This window comes from Photobacterium angustum (assembly GCF_002954615.1).
GTDB classification, from domain to species: Bacteria; Pseudomonadota; Gammaproteobacteria; order Enterobacterales; family Vibrionaceae; genus Photobacterium; species Photobacterium angustum_A.
The window spans coordinates 2,472,606-2,489,081 of the sequence record NZ_MSCJ01000001.1 but is presented as its reverse complement, the minus strand read 5'-3'; the positions used below and the strand labels follow the sequence as shown (position 1 = coordinate 2,489,081).

Genomic DNA, 16,476 nt, shown 5'->3' with positions numbered 1-16,476 from the left:
GAATACCAAAGAGGAGCCAAGATCGTAATAAGAATTATCATAGTTAAGACGCTATTTTACTACAGATCATGATCCATTTTGAGATATTGCCTGTGAAGTTGCGCGATTTGTAATGTTAATGCTGGACTATCACCAAAATTAGTAATGACATCATCTGCGGCATCTAACCGTTGTTGGCGCGTTGCTTGGCTCGCTAAGATATTTTTGATTTGCTCAATCGAGACATTATCACGTTGTTGCGTTCGTTCGATTTGGGTTTGCTCATCGACATCAACAACCAGTAAACGGTTGGTTAGGGTTTGTAGGTTATTTTCAACCATCAATGGCACGACTAATAAACAATAGGGAGATTTGCTCAATTTAATATCATGGAGCATCTTTTCACGGATCAATGGGTGAAGTAGCTCATTTAACCATTGCTTTAATTCAGGCTGACTAAAAATAGCCTCACGCAGTTTTGCCCGATTTAACGTACCATCTTTAAGTAAAATATCAGCACCAAGTTTTTCGATAATAGTGTTCAAACCGACGGTATTCGGCTCGACGACTTCACGTGCAACAATATCTGCATCAATAATATCAATGCCGTAGTTATCAGCAAATAAGTTAGCAACCGTGGTTTTACCGCTACCAATTCCGCCTGTTAGGCCAATGACAATACTCATTATCTACATTCCTAAGTACGAAGTAACATACCAATTCACAATAGGCTCGCCCCATAACAATGCAATCCAACCAGCAACCGCAAGGTAAGGGCCGAATGAGAATGGCGTCTGGTTATCAGCATCTTGCATTTTGAGTAACACAATACCGCACAGCGCGCCGACTAAAGATGAGAGTAACACTACAAACGGTAGTAACTGCCAGCCAAGCCATGCACCTAATGCGGCGAGTAATTTAAAGTCGCCATAGCCCATGCCGTCTTTTTTAGTCAGTAATTTAAAGACCCAGAATACGCTCCACAGTGATAAGTAACCTGCCATTGCACCAATCACCGAATCGGTCAGAGATACAGGGCTAATACCCATTACAGAGAGTAAAATACCCGCCCACATTAGCGGTAAGGTAATTTGATCGGGCAATAGCATTTTATCGACATCGATAAAGGTAAGCGCAATTAACGCGAAGGTGAAAAAGATCACCACGATTGCCCACCATGTCGGTGGCAACATCAGCGATACCGTTAAGCTCATTGCTGCAGTTAGTAATTCAATCGCTGGGTAGCGTTTGCTTATTGGCGCTTTGCATTCTTTGCATTTGCCGCCCAGAGCTAGCCAACTGATCACTGGAATATTTTCCAGTGCACTAATGGCGTGATTACAGTGTGGGCAGCGTGAACGTGGCACACTTAAATTAAAGACCGAATCGTCTGGCTGGTTATCCATTTCAGGAAAACACTCTTGGCACTCTTTACGCCATTGACGCTCCATCATGATCGGCAAGCGGTAAATCACCACATTTAAAAAACTGCCGACTAACAGACCAAAAATAACGGCAAAAAGGGGATATAACCAAGGGTAATAGGAAAGTACTGCCATGTGAGGATCTCTTAAAAATTAGGCGGTTATTGTAAGGCAAACAGCTAGGTGATCCTAGCCGATGATTATGGGAAGTGAATAATGCGATTAACTTATAAGGTGATTACTAAAATAGTATTAACCCATCACACTCATTAAGGTGAAGATTGGCATATACATAGCAACCAGTAAGCCACCGATTAAGCCACCCAAAATAATGATAATGAAAGGCTCTAAAATTTGCCCAAGGTTATCAACGGTATTATCAACATCGGCTTCATAGATTTGCGCCATTTTATTTAGCATGTCATCGAGCGAGCCTGATTCTTCACCAATCATTACCATTTGCAGCATGAGCTCAGGGAAAACCCCTGATTGACGCAGGGCTAAATACAGTGGCATACCGCCAGCGGTACTTTCGTACACTTCTTCAATTGCTTTTTCTATATACAAGTTACCACAGGTTCTGCCTGCTGATTGAATCCCTGATAGCAGTGGAATACCTGCCATAAAGGTGGTAGCTAAGGTGCGGGCAAAACGGGCAGTGGTGGCTTTTAATAACACATCACCAAAGATAGGCAACGTTAAGGCAAATTTATTAGCTTTATAGCGAAAATCATCAGATTTTTTATAAAAATAACGGTAAAGAAAAACGGCTATTCCAACACCAGCCCCAAGATAGACGCCATAAGCAATAAGAAAATCTGAAGCATGAACAACAAATTGTGTAAATAATGGTAGTTCAGCATTAAAGCTTGAAAAGACTTGAGCAAACTGAGGAATAACAAATACCAGCATCATTACGGTAACAAGCACTGCTGTAAGAGTGACCATTGCAGGATAAATCATCGCCTTGATGACTTTTTTACGCATAGCTTCATTTTTTTCACGGTATACCGCAATACGGGCAAAGACTTGCCCGAGGTGGCCGGTTTGTTCACCGGTAGCGACTAAATCACAAAAGAATTTGTCAAACAGAGGCGAGCTTGAGCGCATCGCGCTAGACAGCGAGGCGCCAGATTCAACTTGGGTGGTGATTTGGAGCAAGGTAGCACGCATTTCGGCTTTGTTGTAACTACTCGCCATTAATTGCAGCGCTTGCACCACAGGTACGCCAGATTCGATCATGGTGGCAAGCTGACGGGTTACTGCAGTGACGTCTTCCCCCTTCATTTGATCGCGTAGCTTCGTTAATGTTGAAGGTGAGGTTTTCTTTATTTTTTTGACAACAATTTTCTGTTCAAGCAGTTGATGGCGCACTTCTTGTTCTTGAAATCCTAAAGTGGTGCCAGAGACTTTACGCCCTGCTTGGTTGGTTCCCCGCCAGTTGTAATAACGAATTTTAGTGGCTGCTGTACTCATAAGCGGAACTCTCTATCAAACAATTAATACAAAGTAAGGAAGGTTATAATTGTAATACCCGTTGTAATTCGGCAAGGCTAGTAATGCCATCGGTTAACTTTTCAATGCCGGATTCTTTAAGCCGTTTCATCCCTTGTTGGGCGGCAATATCTTCTAATTGCAGTGCGGTAGCATTGGTCATTAAGGCTTCGGCGATCTCACGGCTAAATACCATGACTTCATAAATACCGACGCGTCCGGCGTAGCCTTTATTACAATCATCACACCCTGCGTTATTAGCTTTATAAACACTGGAGTTTTGCGGTAGGCTTAATCGCTGGCAGGTGATCGGATCAAGCGGGTGTGGTTGTTTGCAGCTTTTACATAAACGACGGGCAAGCCGTTGGGCGATAATTAAACTTAGCGATGAGGCGAGGTTAAAATCTTCCACTCCCATATTGGTTAAGCGGGTAATGGTTTCGGCAGCAGAATTCGTATGCAGAGTTGATAATACTAAGTGTCCCGTTTGAGCAGCCTTTACTGCAATGGAGGCAGTTTCTAAATCACGAATTTCCCCTACCATGACAATGTCGGGATCTTGACGCAAAAATGAACGCAAGGCATCGGCAAAGCTTAAACCGACTTGCTGATTAATTTGTACTTGGTTAATACCGGGTAGGTTAATTTCAACTGGATCTTCAGCAGTAGAAATATTGCGCTCATCGGTATTTAAAATATTGAGCCCTGTATATAACGAGACGGTTTTACCACTACCTGTTGGGCCGGTAATTAATATCATTCCTTGTGGGCGCTCAAGGGCGGTTAAATAATCGGATTTTTGTTTATCGTTATAGCCTAAAATATCAATATTAAGATTAGCAGCGGAGCTATCTAATATCCGTAGTACGACTTTCTCTCCCCATAGGGTGGGCAGGGTTGATACACGTAAATCAATCGCCAAATTATCAGAGAGCTTTAGTTTTATTCGTCCATCTTGTGGTTGACGTCGCTCGGCAATGTTGAGCTTTGACATGACCTTTAAACGGGTTGATAAACGGCGCGATAAACTGGCGGGTGGAGTTAAATGTTGATGCAATATACCGTCACAGCGAAAGCGAATACGGTAATTATGTTCATAAGGCTCAAAATGAATATCAGATGCTTTACGGCGTACTGCATCTAATAATACTTGGTTGATATAGCGGGTAACGGGTGCGCTGTCTTGGCTTAAATCGGTAGCGTCATCGAGTTCAGCATCACTAATATCAACCAGTTCACCTAAATCTGCATCACTGACTTGTTTACTGTGGCTGGTTTCACCAATATCGCTACCATAAACACGGCGAATGGCTGATTCTAACTGTTTGTTTTCTAAAACCAGAAACTCAACGGTTTTTCCTACCGCAAAACGAAACTCGTCTTGCGCATCCATATTAGTAGGATCGCTGACGCCTAAAAATAAACTATTAGCATCTTGGGTTAATGGCAGCGCACGATGACGTAGCACTAATTCACGTTGGTAGACACTTTGACAACAACCGTCATAGTCGTAGTGATGAACATCGACTTTTTGTAATCCAAATAAGTTAGCTAAGTTATCGGCTAAATCTAGGTCACTGAGGACACCTAAACGGGTTAAGGCGGTCGGGACGTTAATCCCTTCCGCCGTTACAAACTCGACTACTTGTTGTTCTTGCTCTGGGCTAATTAAATTAGCTTGAGCCAAGATAGAAGCGAGATTGGTTTGCATTGATATTATTGACAGCCTTTAGGCATATAATCAGATGCGATGTTTGTGGTAGAACACACCCATCCAGAAGCACTTCTGGTAAATGTTACTGTTGCATTACTTAATGATCCTGACGAAAATGTAAATTTGGCTCCACTTGCAACTAAAGATAAAGCACCCAAAGATCCTGCTGCTGATGCAGATGTACCAATTTGAGCTAATGTTGTAGGTGCTGCATTATTTTCTTGCACATGCATGTCGTAGTTTGTCAGTACAGCTCTTACAGAGGCAACAGCTGTTGAGGCTTCTGATTTTGCAACATAACTTTGGTATGCCGGAATAGCAAAAGCACTTAATACGCCAATGATCGCGACTACGATCATCAATTCAATAAGTGTAAAACCCTGTTGTTTTTTCATTTCTCTGTCCTTAAGTAACAAAATAATAAATGAGTTAACGTCATAAATTCGCGAATGGAATTAAGTTCAGAATAGAGGCTTTATTGTTAGAGTGAATAACGAAAAAGGGATAGCTCGGCACGGGTGGTAAAAATAAATAATGCGTTGCAGAAGTTGCAAAGCTCAAAGCGAGTAACCGCTCGTAATTAGATTTGATTTTTATTTAATTCAGTAAGATGTGAAGTGGAAAGAGAAAAATGGGTGGTTATTTTTCTCTTTCTTTGTAAATAAAAGTATCAGTTAAATATTTTTGTCACAAAAATCTGATGTTAGAGAGGTGCTACTTAAAACGCATCGATAAATCCATCGCTTTAACGTGCTTAGTCAGTGCGCCTACCGAAATATAATCCACCCCCGTTTCAGCGCATTCGCGGATATTGCTTAGGGTTATATCACCTGAGTTTTCCAATGCCACACGTCCTGCGTTAAACGCGACTGCTTCACGCATCATGGCTAAGGTAAAGTTATCCAGCATCACAATATCAGCGCCGGCTTCAATGGCTTGTTTTAGCTCTGCAAGGCTTTCTGTTTCCACTTCGACGGGTTTATTTGGATTTAGCTGTTTTGCTGTACGAATTGCTTGTTCAATACCACCACAAGCAATGATGTGGTTCTCTTTTATTAGGTAGGCATCAAACACGCCAATACGATGATTAAAGCCACCACCACAAGTTACTGCATATTTTAATGCGCTACGCAGACAAGGAACGGTTTTACGGGTATCAAGTAGGCGAGTGTTGGTGCCTTCCAGTTGTTTGACATATTCGGCGGTTAATGTCGCGCAACCAGATAGGGTTTGAATAAAGTTCATCGCATTACGCTCGCCAGTAAGTAGTGCTCGTGACGGGCCTGATAGGGTACACAAGGTTTGATTAGGCTCGACTACATCACCATCTTCTACGTGCCAATCAATGGTGACTTCGCCACCGAGTTGCTTAAATACTTCATCTGCCCACATTTTTCCGCAAAATACGCCATGTTCACGGGTAATGATGGTGGCAACGCCTTGGCTATCGGCTGGAATTAGATTGGCAGTAATATCGAGATTGGCATCAATCTCGCCACCTAAATCTTCTCGAAGTGTGTCGGCAACAGTACGGCTGATCTCGATTGGGAGAAGTTGTTTTAGGTAAGCGAGGCGGGCACTGCTATCGTGTTTGTGTTCCATATCTGTCTTCTTGTATCCATTGCGCGTTTAGCAGCAAAAGTGCTGCGAATGATGGTGCAAATCATACCGTGAGAAAGGAGTGGGATAAAGTGAATACGGGTTAATCGAATGTTAATAACGAAATATTTGGTTGTTTTTATCTATTACTGCGATAGGCAAAAGCGATGAGAAGAAATTGGCTTTTCAATATAAGCTAATGATACTTTACGTGCTTGTTTGGTTTTAGTAACACGTAAATAGAAGATGGATTATGACGTTATTGATTAACGATGATCATTGGTTAAAGACAGCAAGGCATGTGCCGTCGCCTTTTTGTGATGCGCGACCTCATGACGAGATGTCATTGCTGGTGGTACATAATATAAGCTTACCACCGGGTAAATTTGGTGGGCCTTATATTGAGCAGCTATTTACTGGGCAATTAAACCCTGCTGATGATCCGTATTTTGAAATTATCCATCAGTTTCGTGTTTCTGCTCACTGTTTGATCCGCCGAGATGGTGAGATAGTGCAGTTTGTACCTTTTAATCAGCGTGCTTGGCATGCGGGGGTATCAAAGTTTGAAGATCGGGATAAGTGTAATGACTTTTCAATTGGTATCGAATTGGAAGGCACAGATCACCTACCGTATACTTCTGAGCAATATCAAATGCTGACAAAATTGACTCAATCTTTGATGTCTAATTACCCAGCCATTACTCGAAATCGTGTAACAGGGCATGAATTTATTGCCCCTGGGCGAAAAACCGATCCCGGTTTATCTTTTGATTGGCGACGGTTTAAAAAACAGCTTTAAAAGGGCAGTTATTAGACTAAAGTTTTATTTACGAATGGAAATTGGTCATATTGGTCTGACCAATTTCCACAATCACTCCGCTTTTTATCTCTTCCTTTCACCTTTTTCGTTGCTTGGCTGTTTCTAGCTCTGAAGATTCAGTGTTTTAGTAATGTATCAAAAGTTTAAATTTTTGTTAAAACCCACTTCGTTCTATGATTTCAATCAAGTTGCGTGTGGACATCTTTATTTATTTCTGTACACTTTGCCCCTGTAAAATAATTGGTAATACCAATTATCCGATGATTCGGTCTTTATGAAACGGATTTAATATAAGAAGCGTCGATAAAAATGACTTATAAACGCATTAAACAACCAAAGCTTTCTGATGCTATTGAGCAGGAATTGGAGCGCTTGATCTTAGAGGGAATTTTGTCCCCAGGTCAGCAATTACCTCCAGAGCGAGAGTTGGCAAAACAATTCGATGTTTCTCGTCCTTCCGTTCGTGAGGCGATCCAACGTTTAGAAGCAAAGCATTTGCTTACTCGCCGTCAAGGTGGCGGGACATTCGTAAAAGAAAAGTTATGGCAAAGCTTTTCTGAACCTTTATTGGATCTATTAGCGACTCATCCGGAAACACAATTAGATTTATTGGAATCTCGCCATGCACTAGAAGGCTTAGCCTCTTATTTTGCGGCATTGCGAGGTAACGAAGAAGATTTTGTTCGCATTCGCGATTGTCATCAGCGTATTCAAGACGCGCAGCAACAAGGGGATTTACCCTTAGAAGCTAGCGCAGTGATGCAATATCTTATTGCGGTAACAGAATCGGCTCACAATGTGGTGTTACTGCATATTATTCGTAGTTTAGCACCGCTACTTGAGCAAAACGTATTACAAAATTTCGAACTCCTAAACCGCCGACCTGAAGTGGTGGAGAAAGTAAGAAAGCACCGAGCTAATATTGTGCAGGCGATTGTTTCTGGTGAGCCTGAAAAGGCCCGTGAAGCATCGCACGCACATTTGGCTTACATCGAGGAAACCTTGTTGGATTTATCGCGTGAAGATAGCAGGCGTGAACGCTCTCTTCGTCGGATTCAACAGCGCAAGGACGGGTTAGAGTCTTAACTTCATACCTAAAAACGAAGTTGGACCTAGTCGCGACATTGTTAGTAGATTATCAACGAAAGGATAGATCGCATGTCTGAAGTCATGAAAAGTGACGTGGATGTACTGGAAACTCAAGATTGGCTAGAAGCACTTGAATCAGTTGTCCGTGAAGAAGGTGTAGAACGCGCACAGTTCTTACTTGAGCAAGTATTAGAAAAAGCTCGTTTAGATGGTGTAGATATGCCGACTGGCGTAAACACAAACTACATCAACACAATTCCAGCAGCACAAGAACCAGCGTACCCAGGTGATGTAACATTAGAGCGTCGTATCCGTTCTATCATCCGTTGGAACGCAATCATGATCGTTCTACGTGCTTCTAAGAAAGATTTAGACTTAGGCGGCCACATGGCTTCTTACCAGTCTGCTTCTGCTTTTTACGAAGTATGTTTCAACCACTTCTTCCGTGCACCTAACGATGTTGATGGCGGTGACTTGGTTTACTACCAAGGTCACATTTCTCCAGGGATTTACTCTCGTGCGTTTGTTGAAGGTCGTCTAACTGAAGAGCAGCTAGATAACTTCCGTCAAGAAGTTGATGGTAAAGGTATTCCTTCATACCCACACCCTAAACTAATGCCTGAATTCTGGCAGTTCCCAACGGTTTCTATGGGTCTAGGTCCAATTTCTGCGATCTACCAAGCTCGTTTCCTTAAGTATCTAGAAGGTCGTGGCCTTAAAGATACTTCAGCTCAGCGCGTATATGCGTTCTTGGGCGATGGTGAGATGGATGAGCCAGAATCACGCGGTGCTATTTCTTTCGCTGCGCGTGAGAAACTAGACAACCTATGTTTCCTAATCAACTGTAACCTACAGCGTCTAGACGGCCCAGTAATGGGTAACGGTAAGATCATTCAAGAGCTTGAAGGTCTATTTAAAGGTGCTGGTTGGAACGTTGTTAAAGTTATCTGGGGTAACAACTGGGATGCACTACTAGCGAAAGATACGTCTGGTAAGCTACTACAGCTTATGAACGAAACTATCGATGGTGACTACCAAACATTTAAATCTAAAGATGGCGCTTATGTACGTGAGCACTTCTTTGGTAAGTACCCTGAAACAGCTGCACTTGTTTCTGACATGACTGATGAGCAAATCTTCGAATTGAAGCGTGGTGGTCACGATTCTTCGAAACTATTTGCAGCATTTAACAATGCAAAAGAAACAAATGGTAAGCCAACTGTGATCCTAGCTAAGACTGTTAAAGGTTATGGCATGGGTGAAGCAGCTGAAGGTAAGAACATCGCTCACGGTGTTAAGAAGATGGACATGACGCACGTTCAATACTTACGTGATCGTCTAGGTCTACAAGATCTTATCTCTGAAGAAGAACTTAAGACTCTGCCTTACCTAAAACTGGAAGAAGGCTCAGCTGAGTACAACTACTTACACGCTCGTCGTGATGCGCTACACGGTTATACACCTAAGCGTAGCCCTAAGTTCACTCAAGAATTTAAAGTGCCTGAGCTTGATGCATTTGCACCACTACTAAGTGAGCAGAAGCGTGAAATCTCAACCACTATGGCTTATGTTCGTGCACTAAATATTCTTCTTAAAGATAAAGCGATCGGTAAGAACATCGTTCCAATTATCTGTGATGAAGCGCGTACGTTCGGTATGGAAGGTCTGTTCCGTCAGGTTGGTATCTACAACCCAGATGGTCAAACTTACACACCAGAAGATAAAGGCATCGTTTCTTTCTACAAAGAAGCAACATCTGGTCAGGTACTTCAAGAAGGTATCAACGAACTAGGTTCAATGGCATCTTGGGTTGCTGCTGCAACATCTTACAGCACCAACGATCTTCCAATGATTCCATTCTACATCTACTACTCAATGTTCGGTTTCCAACGTATTGGTGATATGGCATGGCTAGCAGGTGACCAACAAGCACGTGGCTTCCTACTAGGTGCTACTGCAGGTCGTACAACACTGAACGGTGAAGGTCTACAGCACGAAGATGGTCACAGCCACATTCTTGCAAACACAGTACCTAACTGTATCTCTTACGATCCAACGTTTGCTTACGAGCTAGCGGTTATCATGCAAGACGGTATTCGTCGCATGTACGGTGAAAATCAAGAGAACGTTTACTACTACCTAACAGTAATGAACGAAAACTACGCAATGCCAGCAATGCCAGAAGGCGCTGAAGCAGGCATCCGTAAGGGTATTTACAAGCTTGAGTCTCACGCTGGTGATAAGTCTAAAGTTCAGTTAATGAGCTCTGGTACTATCATGAACGAAGTACGTAAAGCGGCACAGATCCTAAGCGAAGAGTACGGTGTAGCGTCTGATGTTTACTCTGTAACATCATTCAACGAACTAACTCGTGATGGTCAAGATTGTGAGCGTTACAACATGCTTCACCCTACAGCAGAGAAGAAGGTACCTTACCTAACAACTGCAATGGGTTCTGAGCCTGCAATCGCTGCAACGGACTACATGAAGAACTACGCAGAACAAGTACGTGCATTCATGCCATCTGAGTCTTACAAGGTTCTTGGTACTGATGGTTTCGGTCGTTCTGATAGCCGTGCAAACCTACGTCGTCACTTCGAAGTGAATGCTGGCTACGTTGTTGTTGCTGCACTTTCTGAACTCGCTAAACGTGGCGATATTGATAACGCAGTAGTTGTAGACGCAATTGCTAAGTTCGATATCGACGCTGACAAGATCAACCCGCTATACGCATAAGAGGCAAATTAAAAATGGCAATCGAAATTAATGTACCAGACATCGGTGCGGATGAGGTTGAAGTAACTGAGATTCTTGTTAGCGTTGGCGACAAGGTTGAAGAAGAGCAATCACTGATCACTGTTGAAGGCGATAAAGCTTCAATGGAAGTTCCTGCTTCTCAAGCGGGTATCGTTAAAGAAATCAAAGTTGCTGAAGGCGACACGGTTTCTACTGGTTCTCTAATCATGATTTTCGAAGCCGAGGGTGCAGCTGACGCTGCACCTGCTCCTGCGGCTGAAGCAGCACCTGCTGCTCCAGCTCCAGCAGCAGCGGCTGAACTGAAAGAAGTTCATGTTCCAGATATCGGTGGTGATGAAGTTGAATGTACTGAAATCATGGTATCTGTTGGCGATACAGTAGAAGAAGAGCAATCTCTAATTACTGTTGAAGGTGACAAGGCTTCTATGGAAGTTCCTGCGCCATTCGCTGGTACAGTTAAAGAAATCAAAATCGTAGAAGGCGACAAGGTTTCTACTGGTTCTTTAATCATGGTATTTGAAGTGGCTGGTTCTGCTCCAGCAGCAGCACCTGTTGCTCAAGCGGCAGCGCCTGCTCCTGCAGCACCTGCGGCATCTGCAGCGAAAGAAGTTAACGTTCCTGATATCGGTGGCGACGAAGTAGAAGTTACTGAAATCATGGTATCTGTTGGCGATACAGTGGAAGAAGAGCAATCGCTAATCACTGTTGAAGGTGACAAGGCTTCTATGGAAGTTCCTGCACCATTCGCTGGTACAGTTAAAGAAATCAAGATCGCAGAAGGCGATAAGGTTTCTACTGGCTCACTAATCATGGTATTTGAAGTTGCTGGTGCAGCACCTGCAGCGGCTCCTGTAGCTCAAGCGGCAGCGCCTGCTCCTGCGGCGGCTCCAGCAAAAGCTGAAGCGCCTGCTGCAACAGGTGATTTCGTTGAAAACAACGAATATGCACACGCATCACCAGTTGTTCGTCGTCTAGCTCGTGAGTTCGGTGTTAACCTTGCGAAAGTTAAAGGTACTGGCCGTAAGAACCGCGTTCTTAAAGAAGACGTACAAAACTTCGTTAAAGATGCACTTAAGCGTCTTGAGTCTGGTGCAGCAGCTTCTGCGTCAGGTAAAGGCGATGGCGCAGCGCTTGGTCTACTACCTTGGCCGAAAGTTGATTTCAGCAAGTTTGGTGAAACTGAAGTTAAGCCACTTTCTCGCATTAAGAAGATCTCTGGCGCTAACCTACACCGTAACTGGGTAATGATCCCTCACGTTACACAGTGGGATAACGCAGATATCACTGCGCTTGAAGCATTCCGTAAAGAGCAGAATGCTATCGAAGCGAAGAAAGATTCTGGCATGAAGATCACTCCACTTGTGTTCATCATGAAAGCGGCTGCTAAAGCACTTGAAGCATTCCCTTCATTCAACTCTTCTCTATCTGACGATGGCGAGAGCTTGATTCTGAAGAAATACGTGAACATCGGTATCGCAGTAGATACGCCAAACGGCTTAGTTGTTCCTGTATTTAAAGATGTGAACAAGAAAGGTATCTACGAGCTATCTGAAGAGCTAATGGCTATTTCTAAGAAAGCACGTGCTGGTAAGCTAACTGCATCTGATATGCAAGGCGGCTGTTTCACTATCTCAAGCCTTGGTGGCTTAGGTGGTACTGCATTCACACCAATCGTGAACGCACCAGAAGTAGGTATCCTAGGTGTATCTAAGTCTGAAATGAAACCAGTATGGAACGGTAAAGAGTTCGAACCGCGTCTACAACTTCCACTATCACTATCATACGATCACCGTGTGATTGATGGTGCTGAAGGTGCGCGCTTCATCACTTACCTAAATGGCTGTCTATCAGACATCCGTCGTTTAGTACTTTAAGGTTTCACATCCACAACGCCATGCCTACAATGCGTAGGCATGGAATTGTTGTGTAGCTCACAGGCTGCAGTAATTTATTTTTCACTCTGTTAATAGGTCTGTAGACTTGTTATCCATCTGAAAGATAAACGTATACAAATACGTAAAAGTTACCTGATAGCTTGTTAGGGATATAAGACTTACAACGAGGTCATAATGAGTAAAGAAATTAAAGCCCAGGTAGTGGTGTTGGGTTCAGGCCCTGCTGGTTACTCTGCTGCATTCCGTTGCGCTGACTTAGGTCTAGATACGGTTCTAATTGAAAAATTCAACACACTAGGTGGCGTATGTCTTAACGTGGGTTGTATCCCATCAAAAGCATTACTTCACGTAGCGAAAGTTATCGAAGAAGCAAAAGCAATGGCTGAGCACGGCGTTGTTTTTGGTGAACCACAAACAGACATCAACAAGATCCGTCTGTGGAAAGATAAAGTAATTACTCAGTTAACTGGCGGTCTTGGCGGTATGGCTAAGATGCGTAAAGTAAATGTTGTTAATGGTTACGGTAAGTTTACTGGCCCTAACAGCATTGTTGTTGAAGGCGCAGATGGTCCAACAACAGTTAACTTTGATAACGCGATTATCGCGGCGGGCTCTCGCCCAATCGAACTACCATTCATCCCGCATGAAGACCCACGTATTTGGGATTCAACAGATGCGCTAGAGCTTAAAGAAGTACCTGAGAAGTTACTTGTTATGGGCGGCGGCATCATCGGTCTTGAAATGGGTACGGTTTACCACGCGCTAGGTTCTCAAATCGACGTTGTTGAGATGTTCGATCAAGTGATCCCTGCTGCGGATAAAGATATCGTTAAAGTATTTACTAAGCGTATCGCGAAGAAATTCAACCTGATGCTTGAAACTAAAGTAACAGCTGTTGAAGCAAAAGAAGACGGTATTTATGTAACGATGGAAGGCAAAAAAGCACCTGCTGAGCCTGTTCGTTACGATGCTGTTCTTGTTGCTATCGGTCGTGTACCAAACGGTAAACTAATTGACGCTGAAAAAGCGGGTATCAATGTTGATGAGCGTGGCTTTATTAACGTTGATAAGCAAATGCGTACTAACGTTGCTCACATTCACGCAATTGGTGATGTTGTTGGTCAACCAATGTTGGCTCACAAAGGTGTGCATGAAGGTCACGTAGCGGCTGAAGTTATTTCTGGTAAGAAGCACTACTTCGATCCTAAAGTTATTCCTTCAATTGCTTACACTGAGCCAGAAGTTGCGTGGGTTGGTAAGACTGAGAAAGAAGCGAAAGCTGAAGGTATCAACTACGAAGTTGCTACATTCCCATGGGCGGCATCAGGCCGTGCTATCGCATCTGATTGTGCTGACGGTATGACGAAGATGATCTTCGACAAAGACACGCACCGTGTGATCGGTGGTGCTATCGTAGGTACTAACGGTGGTGAACTACTTGGTGAAATCGGTCTAGCGATCGAGATGGGTTGTGATGCTGAAGATATCGCATTAACTATCCACGCTCACCCAACACTACACGAATCAGTAGGTCTTGCTGCTGAAGTATTTGAAGGCTCTATCACTGACCTTCCAAATGCAAAAGCGGTAAAGCGTAAGAAGTAATTACTACTTGTTATGATAATAAAAAAGCGCCTAAGGGCGCTTTTTTGTTGTCTGCTGTTTAGCATTGCTAACATTTAATTTCAGGTTACAACTTAAACGTACCGACCATGTCATCAAGACGTTGTGATAGTTGACGTAATGCTTGGCTTGAATCAGCTAATTGCGCGGCTGTTTCTGCGGTTAGCTGAGTGGTTTCATTTATCTCTTCAATATTACAATTAATGTCTTGTACCACGGTTGACTGCTCTTCTGTCGCGGTAGCCACTTGGGTATTCATATCGGCAATTAAACTAATACGCTCAGAAATCGACACTAAAGCAACAGATGCTTGATCGGAAGCTGATACCCCATTTTCAGACAGCTGACGGCTTTGCTCCATCGCAACCACTGCATTGGATGCTTCTTGCTGGAGGCGGTTGATCATCGCTTGGATCTCGTCGGTAGAATCGGCAGTACGACTAGCAAGATTACGCACCTCATCGGCCACGACCGCAAACCCTCGTCCTTGTTCGCCAGCACGTGCTGCTTCAATCGCGGCATTAAGGGCAAGTAGGTTAGTTTGTTCTGAGATCCCACGGATCACATCTAAAATACTACCAATCGACTGGGTATTACTTGCCAGTGAGTCAATGACATCGCTGACTTGGCTAATATCCGATGACAGTTGATTTATGGTATTACGTGCTTCACCAACAACGGTTTGACCATCATGGGTTTGCTGCTCTGCTTGTTGGGTGGACTCTGCAGCCAATGCGGCGTTACTGGCTATTTCATTAACCGTCGCCCCCATTTCATTAATCGCTGCGACAACCTGAAGGGTTCTATCTCGTTGGCTATGACTATTATCCAGTGTCAGTTGAGCTTGGTGGGCGACAGATTCTGCCGCTTGGCGCAGTGAATTTCCGGTTTCTGCTACTTCTGTTACTGAGTGGTGGATTTTACCAATGAAGCCATTAAACCCTGATGATAATTGTGCAATCTCATCATTTCCTTCCACTGTTAAGCGGTGACGTAAATCGCCATCACCTTCACCCAGATCTTTAAACATAGCCGCAAGTTGTTGAATAGGGCGAGTAATGCTACTGGCAAGGAAAATCGCAACAACAATGAAAATGGCTGCAATGATGCCTGTAAAGAGGATAACTTGATTTCGAATGGAGGTAAGTGCTGCAAACGCTTCTTGTTTTGGTAGTTCACCAATAACGTACCAATCCATTGCCGGAATATAACTAGCAGCTAAGAAAACATCTTGTTGATTATTCGTCGCTTCTACCACGCTAAAACTTTGTTTGTTTAATAATTTTGAGGCGATATTGGAATCAAACAGTGTAGAGATTGAGTTGTGATTTAGCATCTTATTATTATCGCGGTGGATCTTAATTGTCCCTTTATTATCGACTAAATATACAAATCCTGTTTGCTCTATTTTAAATTGGCTAATGAAGTTTGCCATTTCATCAAGTGACTTAGACAGCCCTGCTAATGTGTCGCCATTGGGCTGTTGGTAGTTAACAAACAGTTTTACCTCGCCATTATTCTCACGAAAAATACTTAAACTACGAGCTTGATTGCTGCGCACAGCATCAAAAAACCAACTATCTTGTTGAGGCGTTAACTGACGAAGAAAACCATTTTGATTCCAATAGTCACCGTTATTTCTGTTAGCAATAGAGACATCGAGTAGGTTGTATTGATTCTTTATACTTTGAAGTTCCTGAACCAAACGAGTCTTATCTTGTGGCGCTTTGTTATCTAATACGCTATCGACAACATAGCTGTTATTGGCCAGTTGCTCTGCAGCAGATTGAAGTTGAATAACTTCTTTTTCTACATTATTACGAATTTGCAGCAAAATCGCGGGTAATTCGAGGTCTAAGATACGATTGGTAATCGCAGTACGGACTTGGTTTTGGCTGAGTACACTGACGAGAGTCGTAGAGGCAAGAACCGCCATCGTTATCGCGATGATCAGTTTAGATTTGATACTTAAATGTTTGTAATTCATAAAACGGCTTATATTTATGAGCAAATGAACAGACCATGCACAACGTGACAACGCAATACTGATCAATGAAATGAAAATACGCCGTTATGTATCTG

12 protein-coding genes are annotated in these 16,476 nt (G+C 43.2%); 5 read left to right on the top strand and 7 right to left on the bottom strand.

All coding sequences use genetic code 11. From position 1 onward, the window contains the following. Positions 1-59 precede the first annotated feature (59 nt). From coaE to nadC, 6 genes are all read right to left on the bottom strand, one after another. Positions 60-665, bottom strand: a complete 606-nt coding sequence (gene coaE / locus BTO08_RS11185; RefSeq protein ID WP_105060993.1) for a dephospho-CoA kinase — start codon at positions 663-665, stop codon at positions 60-62. Between the two features lie 3 nt (positions 666-668). Then, positions 669-1,538: a prepilin peptidase gene (locus tag BTO08_RS11180; protein WP_105060992.1), complete on the bottom strand. Its 870-nt coding sequence runs from the start codon at positions 1,536-1,538 to the stop codon at positions 669-671. Between the two features lie 117 nt (positions 1,539-1,655). Continuing rightward, positions 1,656-2,879 (bottom strand): type II secretion system F family protein, encoded by a 1,224-nt coding sequence (locus BTO08_RS11175; protein ID WP_105060991.1) that lies wholly within the window; start codon positions 2,877-2,879, stop codon positions 1,656-1,658. A gap of 43 nt (positions 2,880-2,922) precedes the next feature. Beyond that, entirely contained in the window at positions 2,923-4,608 is a 1,686-nt protein-coding gene (gene pilB, locus BTO08_RS11170; RefSeq protein WP_105060990.1) for a type IV-A pilus assembly ATPase PilB, read from the bottom strand. Between the two features lie 5 nt (positions 4,609-4,613). Continuing rightward, positions 4,614-5,006, bottom strand: coding sequence for a pilin (locus BTO08_RS11165; RefSeq protein ID WP_105060989.1), 393 nt, complete (start codon positions 5,004-5,006; stop codon positions 4,614-4,616). A 319-nt stretch (positions 5,007-5,325) separates the two neighbouring features. Beyond that, the gene (gene nadC / locus BTO08_RS11160; RefSeq protein ID WP_105060988.1) at positions 5,326-6,213 is read right to left on the bottom strand and encodes a carboxylating nicotinate-nucleotide diphosphorylase; all 888 of its coding nucleotides are present in this window, start codon (positions 6,211-6,213) and stop codon (positions 5,326-5,328) included. 250 nt (positions 6,214-6,463) lie between these two features. On the opposite strand from nadC, the gene ampD reads away from it, so the two are divergent. The 5 genes from ampD (at position 6,464) to lpdA (ending at position 14,376) form a co-directional block, all read left to right on the top strand. After that, the gene (ampD, locus tag BTO08_RS11155) at positions 6,464-7,009 is read left to right on the top strand and encodes a 1,6-anhydro-N-acetylmuramyl-L-alanine amidase AmpD (protein ID WP_105060987.1); all 546 of its coding nucleotides are present in this window, start codon (positions 6,464-6,466) and stop codon (positions 7,007-7,009) included. Between the two features lie 330 nt (positions 7,010-7,339). Then, a complete protein-coding gene (gene pdhR / locus BTO08_RS11150) occupies positions 7,340-8,116 on the top strand; it encodes a pyruvate dehydrogenase complex transcriptional repressor PdhR (RefSeq protein ID WP_045083961.1) in 777 nt (258 codons plus the stop codon). Between the two features lie 72 nt (positions 8,117-8,188). Further along, positions 8,189-10,855 carry a pyruvate dehydrogenase (acetyl-transferring), homodimeric type gene (gene aceE, locus BTO08_RS11145; RefSeq protein ID WP_105060986.1) on the top strand — a complete coding sequence of 889 codons (2,667 nt, stop codon included), beginning with the start codon at positions 8,189-8,191 and terminating at the stop codon, positions 10,853-10,855. A 14-nt stretch (positions 10,856-10,869) separates the two neighbouring features. Further along, positions 10,870-12,750, top strand: coding sequence for a pyruvate dehydrogenase complex dihydrolipoyllysine-residue acetyltransferase (aceF, locus tag BTO08_RS11140; RefSeq protein WP_105060985.1), 1,881 nt, complete (start codon positions 10,870-10,872; stop codon positions 12,748-12,750). Between the two features lie 195 nt (positions 12,751-12,945). Further along, positions 12,946-14,376: a dihydrolipoyl dehydrogenase gene (lpdA, locus tag BTO08_RS11135; protein WP_005371283.1), complete on the top strand. Its 1,431-nt coding sequence runs from the start codon at positions 12,946-12,948 to the stop codon at positions 14,374-14,376. A gap of 85 nt (positions 14,377-14,461) precedes the next feature. Here lpdA and BTO08_RS11130 read toward each other — a convergent pair whose 3' ends face one another. Beyond that, a complete protein-coding gene (locus BTO08_RS11130; protein ID WP_105060984.1) occupies positions 14,462-16,381 on the bottom strand; it encodes a methyl-accepting chemotaxis protein in 1,920 nt (639 codons plus the stop codon). Positions 16,382-16,476: the final 95 nt, after the last annotated feature.

Bases quoted from the DNA above. Each gene is read 5' to 3' on its own strand.
- coaE (WP_105060993.1), bottom strand. From the start codon at position 665: ATGAGTATTGTCATTGGCCTAACAGGCGGAATTGGTAGCGGTAAAACC.
- BTO08_RS11180 (WP_105060992.1), bottom strand. From the start codon at position 1,538: ATGGCAGTACTTTCCTATTACCCTTGGTTATATCCCCTTTTTGCCGTT.
- aceE (WP_105060986.1), top strand. From the start codon at position 8,189: ATGTCTGAAGTCATGAAAAGTGACGTGGATGTACTGGAAACTCAAGAT.
- BTO08_RS11175 (WP_105060991.1), bottom strand. From the start codon at position 2,879: ATGAGTACAGCAGCCACTAAAATTCGTTATTACAACTGGCGGGGAACC.
- pdhR (WP_045083961.1), top strand. From the start codon at position 7,340: ATGACTTATAAACGCATTAAACAACCAAAGCTTTCTGATGCTATTGAG.
- BTO08_RS11130 (WP_105060984.1), bottom strand. From the start codon at position 16,381: ATGAATTACAAACATTTAAGTATCAAATCTAAACTGATCATCGCGATA.
- ampD (WP_105060987.1), top strand. From the start codon at position 6,464: ATGACGTTATTGATTAACGATGATCATTGGTTAAAGACAGCAAGGCAT.
- aceF (WP_105060985.1), top strand. From the start codon at position 10,870: ATGGCAATCGAAATTAATGTACCAGACATCGGTGCGGATGAGGTTGAA.
- BTO08_RS11165 (WP_105060989.1), bottom strand. From the start codon at position 5,006: ATGAAAAAACAACAGGGTTTTACACTTATTGAATTGATGATCGTAGTC.
- nadC (WP_105060988.1), bottom strand. From the start codon at position 6,213: ATGGAACACAAACACGATAGCAGTGCCCGCCTCGCTTACCTAAAACAA.
- pilB (WP_105060990.1), bottom strand. From the start codon at position 4,608: ATGCAAACCAATCTCGCTTCTATCTTGGCTCAAGCTAATTTAATTAGC.
- lpdA (WP_005371283.1), top strand. From the start codon at position 12,946: ATGAGTAAAGAAATTAAAGCCCAGGTAGTGGTGTTGGGTTCAGGCCCT.